General features: G+C 68.9%; 11 protein-coding genes and 1 pseudogene. 2 read left to right on the plus strand and 10 right to left on the minus strand.

Translation table 11 applies throughout. From position 1 onward, the window contains the following. Positions 1-37 precede the first annotated feature (37 nt). From BLT23_RS40725 to BLT23_RS14845, 9 genes and pseudogenes are all read right to left on the minus strand, one after another. Entirely contained in the window at positions 38-1,279 is a 1,242-nt protein-coding gene (locus BLT23_RS40725) for a hypothetical protein (protein ID WP_176946752.1), read from the minus strand. 21 nt (positions 1,280-1,300) lie between these two features. Further along, positions 1,301-1,456, minus strand: a pseudogene (locus tag BLT23_RS14810) (alkaline phosphatase D family protein); the annotation flags it as partial. A 118-nt stretch (positions 1,457-1,574) separates the two neighbouring features. Beyond that, positions 1,575-2,276 (minus strand): ESX secretion-associated protein EspG, encoded by a 702-nt coding sequence (locus BLT23_RS40730; protein WP_176946753.1) that lies wholly within the window; start codon positions 2,274-2,276, stop codon positions 1,575-1,577. A 1-nt stretch (position 2,277) separates the two neighbouring features. Continuing rightward, positions 2,278-3,558, minus strand: a complete 1,281-nt coding sequence (locus BLT23_RS14820) for a WXG100 family type VII secretion target (protein WP_090049577.1) — start codon at positions 3,556-3,558, stop codon at positions 2,278-2,280. Beyond that, entirely contained in the window at positions 3,555-4,169 is a 615-nt protein-coding gene (locus tag BLT23_RS14825; RefSeq protein WP_176946754.1) for a DUF3558 domain-containing protein, read from the minus strand. Before BLT23_RS14825 ends, BLT23_RS14820 begins: the two co-directional genes overlap by 4 nt. A gap of 4 nt (positions 4,170-4,173) precedes the next feature. Beyond that, entirely contained in the window at positions 4,174-4,479 is a 306-nt protein-coding gene (locus BLT23_RS14830; protein ID WP_176946755.1) for a PE domain-containing protein, read from the minus strand. A gap of 462 nt (positions 4,480-4,941) precedes the next feature. Continuing rightward, positions 4,942-5,343: a DUF4233 domain-containing protein gene (locus tag BLT23_RS14835; protein WP_090049584.1), complete on the minus strand. Its 402-nt coding sequence runs from the start codon at positions 5,341-5,343 to the stop codon at positions 4,942-4,944. Further along, positions 5,340-6,677, minus strand: coding sequence for a bifunctional tetrahydrofolate synthase/dihydrofolate synthase (gene folC / locus BLT23_RS14840; RefSeq protein WP_090049587.1), 1,338 nt, complete (start codon positions 6,675-6,677; stop codon positions 5,340-5,342). The genes BLT23_RS14835 and folC overlap by 4 nt, the downstream gene beginning before the upstream one ends. 5 nt (positions 6,678-6,682) lie before the next feature. Further along, on the minus strand, positions 6,683-9,310 hold the full coding sequence (locus BLT23_RS14845; protein WP_090049589.1) for a valine--tRNA ligase: 2,628 nt from the start codon (positions 9,308-9,310) through the stop codon (positions 6,683-6,685). 126 nt (positions 9,311-9,436) lie between these two features. On the opposite strand from BLT23_RS14845, the gene BLT23_RS14850 reads away from it, so the two are divergent. Continuing rightward, positions 9,437-10,303: a hypothetical protein gene (locus BLT23_RS14850; protein WP_143035939.1), complete on the plus strand. Its 867-nt coding sequence runs from the start codon at positions 9,437-9,439 to the stop codon at positions 10,301-10,303. A gap of 141 nt (positions 10,304-10,444) precedes the next feature. Then, positions 10,445-12,739 (plus strand): FdhF/YdeP family oxidoreductase, encoded by a 2,295-nt coding sequence (locus BLT23_RS14855; RefSeq protein ID WP_090049592.1) that lies wholly within the window; start codon positions 10,445-10,447, stop codon positions 12,737-12,739. Here BLT23_RS14855 and BLT23_RS40735 read toward each other — a convergent pair whose 3' ends face one another. Beyond that, on the minus strand, positions 12,740-12,907 hold the full coding sequence (locus BLT23_RS40735; RefSeq protein ID WP_176946756.1) for a hypothetical protein: 168 nt from the start codon (positions 12,905-12,907) through the stop codon (positions 12,740-12,742). Positions 12,908-12,929: the final 22 nt, after the last annotated feature.

Below are 12,929 nucleotides of genomic sequence, written 5' to 3' on the forward strand. Positions count from 1 at the left end.
CGGGAAACAATACGTCGGGCGTTGCAAATATTTGCGGTCAGTCCGCCTGACGCCGGTACGTGACAGCCAGGTGGAGGGGATGCGTGCGCCACTCGTTGACCGCCAGCCCCGCCAGCACGCCGATGCCCTCCAGAGTCTCGGGGGACGCCGGGGCGCTGCGGCTCGGCGAGCCGGCCAGCGGTCCGTCGGACGGCGGCGGCGAGAACTGGGCGACGACGTGCGGCTGGCCCTCGTGCAGCCGCACGGCCAGCAACACGTGCGGGTCCTGCTGCTCGCCCTCGTGCTCGATCGGTTCGAGCGCGAGGAACTCACCGCGTTCGGCCGCGACGCCCGCCATGCGGCCGGCCCACTTGTACGCCTCCATGACGTCGTCGTCGGTCACCGCGGCGTTCGCCTCCTGCATGGTGACCTGCTCCAGCCGCGTGGAGTGCGCGGTCATGTTGCCGTCGGTGGTGAAGCGGTCGGGGACCATCGCGGCACCGGTCTCGAGGTCGATCATGAGGATGTCGCGGAACCGGGTGTCCGCGAGCGGCGAGCGGCCCATGACCCCGCGGCCGAGCATCTCCTTCAGCTTCGGGTCCGTCGTGCGCCAGTACGTCAGCCGCTCCCCGGCGAGCAGACCGATGAAGTCCCCGACCGGCAAGCTCGGCATCGCCGTCACCAGCGTCTGCCCGGGCTCGACCGGAGGCGGCGCCTGCACCTGGAACGGCGGCAGCGCCGCGAACTGCGGGTCGACGCGCGCCGTCCGCACAACGTGGTGCGCCCACGCCCGCACCCGCGACAACGGGTGGTCCGGGAACCTCGCGTCGTGCTGCGGGTGGTCACCGGCGTGGAACGGCAGCACCCCCTGCAGCTCCGGCGCGTACGGGTGCTGCATCACCCAGTCCTGGAAGCCGATCTCGGCGGCCAGCACGGCCTCGCGCGCCCCCGTCATGCCGCGCTCCAGCGCGGCGAGCTGCAACACGGCGCTGCAGTTCGCCTTCGGGATCGTGAACGAGCAGACGAACGCCTGCCCGTTCGGCTGGTCCGGCAACGGCATCTTGATGATCCGCAGCAGCGCCGGAACCCCGTCGAGCTGGACGACGTGCGCCTCGACCAGGCAGCCGGTCTCGCCGTGGACGAGCGCGAGGTCGTGCCGGAGCTTGGGCAGGTCACCCAGCCCGGCGGGCAGGTCGGGCACCCGGTTGTAGTAGGTCAGAACGGCCTGGTCACCGCTCGGGTGCTGCCAGAGGAACTGGTCGAGCTGACGGAACCCGGTGGCGTCGAACGAGATAGGCACCCTCCGACACTACGTCGGCCGTCAGACCGCCCCGAGCGTTTTGGACCACAACGAGGCGCCGGTGGCGTCCCGCAGCCACACCGTGAGCTCGTGCCGCGTCGCCTCCACCTCGCCGAAGTGCTGGAACCCGTCGAGCGGCGTGGTGTTCGCCACGGGCGGGGCGTGCACGAAAACCGCCCAGTGCCGCGTGCGCCTGCCTTGAACAACGTGCGACGGTCGAAGGTCATGCGCGGTTTCCAGCCGCCGGACCTGTCCGGCGGCCGAACCCGGGATGAACTCCGGCCGTCGCCCCTCGTCACGTCAGGCGCTTGAGCCAGTCCGTGATGATCTGGCGGGACGCGGGGGTGGCGTGCACCCACGTCTGCCGGTTCTGGTCGGTGTACTTCACGACGAGCCAGCGGCCGTCCTCGAAGTCGATCGTGGTGAGGAACGTCTTGGCCCGCTGCCTGCCCTCGGCACCGCGCTTCGCCGCGTACAGCTTCGCCGTCCCCCTGCGGGGCTGGGCGAGCAGCTGCCGCAACGACATCGACGGCGTCGCCCTGATGCCGGGCTGGTGCGCGTTGAGCTCCGACTCGTGCACGTTGATCGACTGGCCCTTGCCCGCCGGGACGTCCGGCAGCTGCATCGTGAGGACCTCCGGCGCGTTCTCCGGCCGGATCGGGTGCAGCTGCACGAACCCGTTGTCGTGCACGGCGAGCACACCGTGCTGCGCGTTCGCCGCCACGACCACGGGCTTCGTCTCGTTCGGCGTGACGGCGATCCACGCCGAGTAGTCCGCGTCCGCCTTGGCGATCAGGTGCAGCGTGCCCCGCACGTCCGGGTGGTCGAGCCCGACCTTGCGCAGCTCACCGACGACGTCGCGTTCGATGACCGCGCGCTCGTCCTCGGTCTCGCCGGGCGAGTCGACGGAGAGCGCCGGGTGGTACTGCCCCAGCCTCTCCTGCTTCCACAGCACGTCGAACGCGAGGTCGGACAGCTGGATGGACGACCGCAGCACGTCACCCCCCGATCGTCGGCGGAGCGACCAGCGGCATGTCACCGATGATCTCGTTGGTGTTCTCCTCGTTGACCAGGTAGTCGGCCGACTTGTGCTCCAGGTCGTCCTCCCCCTGCCCCTTCTGGCCGTGGCCACCCATGCCGCCCATGCCACCGACACCACCACGCCCCGCGGCACCGGCCGCGGCACCCGCACCACCACGCGCGTTCTGCATCTCGCCCATGCCACCGAACACACCGGCCTTGGCCGCCGGCTGCTGCCCGGCCTGACCGGCCGCGTTGCCCGCGCCGATCCCGGTCCCGAGCCCACCGCCGCCGAACCGGCCGGTGCCCGCGCCACCGCCGAGCTTGCCCCCGCCACCACCGGGAACACCGGGCTTGCCGCCACCGGGGCCGTTCTGCCCCCTGTTGCCGGGCCCGGTCAGGTTCGGGTTGCCCGGCACGCCGATCGGCGGGATACCGGTGTTCGGCGGCCGCTCGATCACGTTGCCGACCGGCGGCCGTCCCGTCTCGCCCGGCCTCACACCGTTCTCCGTGACGACACTCGCGACGTTCGTCTCACCGCCGTTGACACCGCCGGTGATGCTGCCGGGCGGCGTCCACTGCGTGCCCGTCGACGTCTGCGACGTGCTCGTCGGAACCCCGCTCGGCGTACCGGGCGGCCGCACCGAGTTGCTGACGTTCGCGGTCTTGTCGCGGCCGTCGTCGCCACCGGTGTCGACGACCTCGACGTTCAGGTTGTCGGCCGTGACACCGGGAAACTCCTTCGGCAGCTCACCGCGGTTGGTGTTGCTGGCGCTCTGGAACTCGCTGTAGACCTTGCGGTTGTGCGCCTCGTCGCTGTTGTAGCCGTTGACGGCGTCCTCCGTGTCGGTGTCCCACGGGGTCACGTCGTCCCAGAAACCCGTGTCGGGCTTCTGCTCCGGCATGTTCTTCAGCTGCGCCTTGTTGTAGTTGAACTGGTAGACCTGGTTGGACAGCGAGTTGTCGGCCTGGCGCAGGGAGTCCTGCATCTGGATCATGGCCTGGTTGATCGGGTTGCCCGCCGCCTGGGCGGCGTCGGAGCTGGCCCCGGTCCAGGACTCGCCGAGGGTCTCGCCGACCCGCTTGAGCCGCTGCTCGATCGAGGAGTAGCTGGATTCGAGCGCGGCGGCCGCGTTCGCTCCAGCTTGTGCGGTACCGGTGCCCGGTCCTGACGTCATCAGATAGTGGATCTGGTGACCGGAGAGGGCATCGGCCCTGGTGTTGTCTTCGGTGAAGCAGCTGGGCGCGGGCTTTGTCATTTCGCACCTGCCTTGATCGTGGTGATGGCGAGATCGGCGAACTCGGTGACAGCGGCGCACGGGTCCGCGAACTTGGGGCTTCCGGTGACGGCCTGGACGGTGAAGAGGATCGCCTTGCCGGCGGTCGCCCCGACGGTGATCTCGCAGTTGCCCTTCGACCGCTCGTCGTTCGCGAGGGCGAGAACCGCCGGATAGCCCTGGACGTCGGCCACCGGCTCGAAGACGGCGTAGGTCCCGTTGTCCTTGTTCTGGTAGACCGAGTCGAGGTTCGTGCCCTCCGGCAGGATCGTCAGCGCGGGAGCCACCTTGGCCGGCGTGCTCGCACCGAGCCAGATGCAGGAGGCACCGGGTGAGCTGGTGTTCACCTTGCCCGCGACACCCGGCATTCCGAACGACTCGATCTGCTCAGGCGTGACCGTGTCGCACGGGGCGGCTTCGAAGGCGCTCAGCTCGAGGGGGTTCTTCACCTCGGGCGCCGCTTCACCGCCGCTGCTGCTGGAAGTCGTCGGCTGCGTGGTGTTCGTCGGCGTACCCGTGGTTCCACCACCGGTGTCGCAACCCGCCAGCAGAAGGACCACAGCGGTGCCGACGACGACGTTTCGGATGCGCAACAGCTCAGTCCTTCGGCTTGAGGTTGGCCTGGTTTCCTTGCTCGGTCTGCTCGTACTGCTGCAAGGTGGCCTTCAGGTTGTCGATGCGGGTGGTCAGGGCGTCCTGGAGCTGCTGGTTCGACTGCTGGTGCATGTGCCCCGCGTTCGCCGCCCAGGTGGCGTAGACCTGGCTCGGCGTGTCCCGCCCTGCTCCCTCAACCCTGATCAACGCCTCACCGGTGTGCTTCGCGGTCATCAGCTCGTCGCGGATCGACTCGTACTCCTTGATCGCGGCGCGCAGTGTGTCGAGATCGACCTTGGTCCCGCTCATCCCCAGTAACCCTTCCTTGCGGAATCGTGCGTCGATCAGCATAGCGCCGGGCCACAGCGCCCGTCCCGGTTTCAAAGCACGTTCGGGTGAACACGCGGAAGCGTCACCTTCGCATTGCGACAAGTCCGGGTACGAAGTGCGACGTGGTTCGTTCTTCGGCGCTTTTCGTCAGCGCCGCAATGGTTGCTGCCGCAAGAGAACTGCGACGACGTCCTCACCGGAGACCCGGAGCCGTGCGTCGACAAGGTGGGCAGCAGGGTCTTTATTACTGGTGCGCTGTCATCGCCGACGACATCGCGGCAAATGTGCTCGGCACAACGGATGCCATCCGGGTGATCTCCGGCAAGTTCTATTGCCAGATTGCTCAACGCGTCCACAAGAAGTCTGGCATGAACGAGGCGATCAGCATTTGGCCATCGCCTCGTCAAGCAGAAAATCTCGCCTGCGACGAGGCGGAGGCTGTCACTCGCTCTGCTGGGCCTGGGCCTGCTGAGCCGGGAGCCGTCCCTCGGCCATCCGCTTCATCAGGTCCCGCCGCAGCCACAGCAGATAAGCCCACACCAGCCCGAAGATCACCCCGATGACCCCCAAGGCGGGCAACAGGAACCACGTGCCGATCAACAGCACGTGCAGCCCGACGACAGCGGGGATCGCCCAGGGCCTGCGCACGAACGCGCACATGCCGATGAACACCGCGATGAAGCCGAACGCCACCCAGCCGACCGCGGACGTGACGCCACCGTGCAGCTTGGCGATCACCGGCAGGGCCAGGGCCACGACGATGACCTCGAGGATGAGCGTTCCGGCCATGATGCCGCGGAACGCCTTCAGCGGGTCCTTCTTCAGAGGGGCCGGGCTGGTCATGCCGGCTCCTTTCCGAACAGGGCGCGGGCCTCGCCTGCGGTGACGACGGAGCCGGTGACGATCACGCCGCCGCCGGAGAGCTCGTCCTCGGTCAGGTGGATGGCCTCTTCGACGGCGTCGTCGAGGCGGGGGCGGACCTCGAAGCGGTCCTCGCCGAAGATGGGGACGGCGAGGCCCGCCAGGACGTCCGGGTCCATGGCGCGCGGGGAGGAGTTGGTGGTGATCACCAGTTCCTGTACGACCGGTTCGAGGGCCGAGAGGATGCCTTCGGCGTCCTTGTCGGACATGACGGCCACGACGGCCACCAGTTTGCGGAAGCCGAACTCCGAGTCCAGGGCTCGTGCCAGTGCCGCGGCGCCGTGGGGGTTGTGGGCCGCGTCCACGAAGACGTTGGGCGCGGAGCGGACTCGTTCCAGCCTGCCGGGGTTGACGACGGTGGCGAAGCCCTCCCGGATGGCCTCGACGTCGAGCTGGCGGTCCGGGCCCGCGCCGAAGAACGCCTCGACGGACGCGAGGGCCAGCGCCGCGTTGGCTGCCTGGTGTTCGCCGTGCAGGGGCAGGAAGATGTCCTCGTAGACGCCGCCCAGGCCCTGCAACGTGACCAGCTGGCCGCCCACGGCCACGGAGCGCGAGACGACGCCGAACTCGCTGCCGAAGCGGGCGACGGTGGCGTCGACCTCGGCCACGCGTTCCAGGACGACCTTCATGACCTCGGGGGTCTGCTCACCGATGATCGCGACCGAGCCCGGCTTGATGATGCCGGCCTTCTCGACCGCGATGTCCTCGGGGCGGGTGCCCAGGTACTCGGTGTGGTCCAGGCTGATCGGGGTCAGGACCGCGATGCGCGCGTCGGCGATGGACGTGGCGTCCCACGTGCCGCCCATGCCGACCTCGACGACCGCGACGTCGGCCGGTGCGTCGGCGAAGGCCGCGTAGGCCATGCCGGTGAGCACCTCGAACTTGCTCATGCGGATCTCGGAGCGGCTGTCGACCATCGCGACGTACGGCTCGATGTCGCGGTAGACCTCGACGTAGCGCTCGGGGCTGATCGGCTGGTTGTCCAGGCTGATCCGCTCGGTCGCGAGCTGCAGGTGCGGGCTCGTGTAGCGGCCGGTGCGCAGACCGATGCGCGTGAACAGCGCATCGGTCATGCGCGACGTGGACGTCTTGCCGTTCGTGCCCGTCAGCTGCACGACCGGGTAGGACGTCTGCGGGTCGCCCAGGACGTGGGCCAGTGCCTTGATCCGGTCCAGCGACGGCTCGAGCTTGGTCTCGGGCCACCGCTGGTTGAGCTCGTTCTCGACGTCCAGGAACTCGTCGAGGTTGCTGTCCACTGTGCTTACGCCTCCGGCAACGCCGCGAGGCGCTCGTTGATGCGGGCGATCTCGGCCTCCGCGACGGCCTTGCGCTCCTCGATCTTGGCCTTGACCTCGGCGGGCGCCTTGGCGAGGAACGCCTCGTTGCCCAGCTTCTTGGTCGTGCCGTCGAGCTCCTTCCGCGCGACGGCCAGGTCCTTGGCGAGACGCTTGCGCTCGGCGGCGACGTCGATCGCGCCGGACAGGTCCAGCTCGACCTTCACGGCACCCTTGGGCAGGCCGACCTCGAGCGTGGCGGAGACGGTGAAGTCGTCGCCGGGCTCGGTCAGCCTCGTCATCGCGCGGACGGCCGGGACCTGGTCGGTCAGGCCGACGCAGCACGCGCCGCGGACCTTGCCCGCGACCTTCTGGCCGGGCTTGAGGCCCTGCTCGGAGCGGAAGCGGCGGATCTCGGTCGCGAGCTTCTTCAGGCCCTCGACCTCGGCCAGCGCCTCCAGGTCGCGCTCGGCACCGGAGGGCTTCGGCCAGTCGGCGACGACGAGTGACTCACCACCGGTGAGCGACGTCCACAGCGTCTCGGTGATGAACGGCGTCGCCGGGTGCAGCAGGCGCAGCAGGACGTCGAGGACGTGGCCCAGGACGGACTGCGTGGCCTCGGCACGGCCTTCGGCGATCTGGACCTTGGCGATCTCCAGGTACCAGTCGCAGAACTCGTCCCACGTGAAGCTGTAGAGGGCCTCGCAGACGCGGGCGAACTGGAACGCCTCGAAGTTCGTGTCCACGGTGGACACCAGCGCGTCGAGCTCGTCGAGGATCCAGCGGTCGGCCGCGGTCAGCTCGGAGCGGTCCGGCAGCGGGCGCTCGACCGTCGCGCCGTTGGCGAGGGCGAACCTCGTGGCGTTCCACAGCTTCGTGGTGAAGTTGCGGGAGCCGGCGGCCCACTCCTCGGCGACGGCCATGTCCGAACCGGGGTTCGTGCCGCGCAGCAACGTGAACCGGGTGGCGTCGGCGCCGTAGCGCTCCATCCAGTCCAGCGGGTCGATGCCGTTGCCCTTGGTCTTCGACATCTTCTTGCCGAACTGGTCGCGGATGAGACCGTGCAGGAAGACGTCGTCGAACGGCTGGACGCCGTCCATCGCATACAGGCCGAGCAGCATCATCCTGGCGACCCAGAAGAAGATGATGTCGTAGCCGGTGGACAGCACGGACGTCGGGTAGAACTTCTTCAGGTCCTCAGTGGACTCCGGCCAGCCGAGCGTGGAGAACGGCCACAGGCCGGAGGAGAACCACGTGTCGAGGACGTCGTCGTCCTGGCGCCAGCCCTCACCGGTCGGCACCTCGTCGTCCGGTCCGACGCAGACGACCTCGCCGTTGGGGCCGTAGAAGACCGGGATGCGGTGGCCCCACCACAGCTGGCGCGAGATGCACCAGTCGTGCAGGTTGTCGACCCAGTCGAAGTAGCGCTTGTTCATCTCCGGCGGGTGGATCTTGGTGCGGCCGTCGCGGACGGCGGCGGACGCCTCGGCCGCGAGCGACTCGACCTTGACCCACCACTGCAGCGACAGGCGCGGCTCGATGACCGTGTCGCACCGCGAGCAGTGGCCGACGGCGTGGACGTACGGCCGCTTCTCCGCGACGATCCGGCCTTCCTCGCGCAGCGCGGCGACGATCGCCGGGCGCGCCTCGAACCTGTCGAGGCCGAGGAACGGGCCGTTCGCGGTGATGGTCGCGCGCTCGTCCATGATCGCGAGGTTCGGCAGGCCGTGGCGCTGGCCGATCTCGAAGTCGTTCGGGTCGTGGGCGGGCGTGACCTTGACGGCGCCGGTGCCGAACGCCGGGTCGACGTGCGTGTCGGCGACGATCGGGATGCGGCGGCCGGTGAGGGGCAGCTCGACCTCGGTGCCGATCAGGTGCTGGTAGCGCTCGTCGTCCGGGTGGACGGCGACCGCGGTGTCACCCAGCATCGTCTCGGCGCGCGTGGTCGCGACGACGATCGAGTTCTCACCCTCGCCGTAGCGGATCGAGACGAGCTCGCCGTCGTCGTCGTTGTGGTTGACCTCGACGTCGGAGAGCGCGGTCTGGCAGCGCGGGCACCAGTTGATGATCCGCTCGGCCTGGTAGATCAGGCCGTCGTCGTACATCTTCTTGAAGATCGTCTGGACGGCGCGCGAGAGCCCCTCGTCCATGGTGAAGCGCTCGCGCGACCAGTCGACGCCGTCGCCGAGCCGCTTCATCTGGCCGAGGATCTTGCCGCCGTACTCCTCTTTCCACGCCCAGACGCGCTCGACGAACTTCTCGCGCCCGAGGTCGTGCCGCGACAGGCCCTGCTTGGCGAGGTCCTGCTCGACGGAGTTCTGCGTCGCGATGCCGGCGTGGTCCATGCCCGGCAGCCACAGGACCTCGTAGCCCTGCATCCGGCGGCGCCTGGTCAGGGCGTCCATGACGCTGTGGTTCATGGCGTGGCCCATGTGGAGGCTGCCGGTGACGTTGGGCGGGGGCAGGACGATCGTGAACGGCGGCTTGTCGCTCTTGACGTCCGCCTCGAAGTACCGCCGGTCGACCCACCGCTGGTACAGCTCCGCCTCTACCTCCGCCGGAGTCCACGCGGCGGGGAGGTCAGGACGCTGGGTTGCGGTGTCGAGTTCAGTCACAGCTGTCAAGTCTACGGAGGGCCGGCTATCGACTTACACCGAGATACCTGATAACGGCCCGGCGACGATCGGTGCCCGGCTGTCGGCGTCGTTCCCGCCGGTGATCGATGATGTGCGCCGATCATCATGGGGGGCGAAGTGCACTACGACATCGAAGATCACCCGGATCTCCAGGACTCGGCCTGGACCCGTCGCGCGACCAGACGCGCCAGACGCGAGATCCGCGGGCAACGGCGGCGCGCGTTCCTGCGCGGGCACAGCGGCAAGATCATCACGGCCGTCGCGCTGGTCGCCGTGGGCGCGACGGTGGCGGGCCTGTATCGGGCGGGGACGTTCGACGACGTCTCGATGCCGGACGTGGACCTGCCCTACTCGGGCGTGAACGTCGAACAGCCCTTTGCCGGCACGCCCGCGGAGCACTGGTCCGACGGTGAGCGGGGGATCGTCCTGCCGTCCACCGATCCCGCGTTCGAGCAGGTCCGCCAGGCGCTCGTCGCGGCGCGGATCGACCCGGTGACCATCAGCGAGCACAAGCCCGACAAGTTCCTCGCGGCGCTCGCACCGCAGGCGCGCGACCACTACTCGCAGGAGTTCGAGAAGTGGGTCACCCGGCTCAAGCCGGGCACGAAACTGCTCCCGAACGGCATCAGGGTGTCCGGGAAGATGACGCTCGGGGAGAGCAACGGGCATCAGGCGGTGACCACCGACTACGTGTTCGCCTACGCGTTCGAGCCGCCGGACCCGAAGAAGCTGTTCGACCAGATGGAGATCGTCGCGGCGGTGCGGACGAAGGTGACGTACGAGGTCACCCCGGAAGGGCTGTGGCCGGTGGAGTCCTCGGGGTTCCAGTACTCGATCGCCTGCCAGGCGTCGAAGGACGGGTTCCTCGCGCCCCAGTTCACCGAGCCCGCCAAGCACCTGGACGGCTTGGACGACGACGAGGCGCACTTCTCCGTGGACGGTCCGGTGCCGACCGACGGCAACTGCGAGTGACCACCCTTTCAGAGGTGCCGGGCGGCAGTGACGGCGATCACAATTGACCGTCACGGACCGTTCAACCCCTTGGGGCCCGTGACGGGCGGTGCCGCCGCGTTCTTCGGGGGCGCTGGCGGCGCCGACGTCGATCGGCGTTGAATGAGGTGCATGAGCAAGCCTCCGCAGCACGACGTCGACGAGTCCGCGCTCGAAGTCAGCACGCCCAAGACATGGGCAGCGGGGATTCCCGGTGTGCTCGTGTCACTGGACCGGGCGGTCGGCCAGATGGGCGTGGGACGCACGGTGAAGACGTTGCGCCTGCTCAACCAGCGCGAGGGGTTCGACTGCCCCGGCTGCGCGTGGCCGGAGCCGCAGGGCCACCGCAAGATGGCGGAGTTCTGCGAGAACGGCGCCAAGGCCGTCGCCGAGGAGGCGACGAAGCGGCGGATCGGGCGCGCGTTCTTCGCGGAGCACTCGATCGGGAGCCTGCGGACGAAGACCGACTACTGGCTGGGTCAGCAGGGCAGGCTGACCGAGCCGGTGGTGCTGCGCCCCGGCGCGACCCACTACGAGCCGATCGGCTGGGACGCCGCGTTCACGCTCATCGCCGAGGAGCTGAAGGCGCTGCCGTCGCCCGACGAGGCGATCTTCTACACGTCCGGGCGCACCAGCAACGAGGCCGCGTTCCTCTACCAACTGCTGGTCCGCTCGTTCGGCACGAACAACCTGCCGGACTGCTCGAACATGTGCCACGAGTCGTCCGGCTCGGCGCTGAACGAGACGATCGGCATCGGCAAGGGCTCGGTGTCGATCAAGGACTTCGAGCTGGCCGACCTGCTCGTGGTCGTCGGCCAGAACCCCGGCACGAACCACCCGCGCATGCTCAGCGCGCTGGAGGACGCCAAGAAGAACGGTGCGAGGATCATCGCGGTCAACCCGCTGCCGGAGGCGGGCCTGATGCGGTTCAAGAACCCGCAGAACGTCTCGGGCGTGGTGGGCCGCGGCACGGCGTTGAGCGACGAGTTCGTGCAGATCAAGGTCGGCGGCGACCAGGCGCTGTTCCAGGCGGTCGGGCATCTGCTGCTGCAGTGGGACAAGGTCGACAAGGACTTCGTCGGCACCAAGACGCACGGCTTCGAGACCTACGCCGAGAGCCTGCGCGAGCTCGACTGGGACCGCGTGCTCACCGCCACCGGCCTGACCCGCGAGCAGATCACCAAGGTCGCGGGCATGTTCGTCGACTCGAAGCGCACGATCGTGTGCTGGGCGATGGGCCTGACGCAGCACAAGCACAGCGTCCCGACGATCCGCGAGATCGCGAACGTCATGTTCCTGCGCGGCATGATCGGCAAGCCGGGCGCGGGCCTGTGCCCGGTGCGCGGTCACTCGAACGTGCAAGGTGACCGCACGATGGGCATCTACGAGAAGATGCCGGAGCGGTTCCTGGAGGCGCTGGAGACCGAGTTCGGCATCTCCGTGCCGCGCAAGCACGGGTTCGACACCGTGGACGCGATCAACGCCATGAGGCACGGCCGCGGCAAGGTGTTCATCGCGATGGGCGGCAACTTCGTCAGCGCCACCCCGGACACCCCGGTGACCGAGAAGGCGCTGGAGCAGTGCTCGCTGACGGTGCACGTCTCCACGAAGCTGAACCGCTCGCACGTGGTCCACGGCCGCACGGCGCTGATCCTGCCCGCCCTGGGCCGCACGGAGAGCGACGTGCAGCACTCGGGCGAGCAGTTCGTGACGGTCGAGGACTCGATGTCGGTCGTGCACCGCTCGCGCGGCCGCCTCACGCCCGCGTCGGACCAGCTGCTGTCCGAGGTCTCGATCGTCTGCCGCCTCGCCCGCAAGGTGCTCGGCGACGCCCACCCCGTGGCGTGGGAGGAGTTCGAGAAGGACTACGACGTCATCCGCGAGCACATCGCGCGTGTCGTGCCGGGGTGCACCGACTACAACGCGCGCGTGCGCCAGCCCGACGGTTTCGTGCTGCCGCACCCGCCTCGCGACTCGCAGGAGTTCGCGACGGCGACGGGCAAGGCCAACTTCACGGCCAACGAACTGACGGTCATCGACGTGCCGGAGGGCCGGCTGCTGATGCAGACCCTGCGCAGCCACGACCAGTACAACACCACGATCTACGGACTGGACGACCGCTATCGCGGCGTGAAGGACGGTCGGCGCGTGGTGTTCGTGAACCCCGACGACGTGAAGGCGCTCGGCTTCACGGACGGGCAGATGGTCGACATCGTGTCGGAGTGGAAGGACGACCCGACGGGCGTCTTCGAACGCCGTGCCGAGGCGTTCCGGATCGTCGCCTACCCGACCGCGCGCGGGTGCGCGGCGACGTACTTCCCGGAGGCGAACCCGTTGGTGCCGCTGGACTCCAAGGCGGACATCTCGGGGACCCCGACGTCGAAGTCGGTGATCGTGCGCCTGGAGGCCGCGGGCTGATCAGGCGTGCCGGACCCGGGCGGACCATCTCAGCCGTCGCCGTTCGGGTTCGGCCGTCATCTCCTCCTCGGCCTTGTTCTCCTTGACGAGCCGGCGCGCGGCGGCGTCGGCCTCGAGCTCCCGCTGCCGCGTCTTCGCGATCGCAAACGCATCCGGGTGCGGAATCATGGCTGTTCTCCCTCGGGTGGTT

The sequence above is a fragment of the Lentzea fradiae genome (genome assembly GCF_900100955.1).
Lineage (GTDB): Bacteria > Actinomycetota > Actinomycetes > Mycobacteriales > Pseudonocardiaceae > Lentzea > Lentzea fradiae.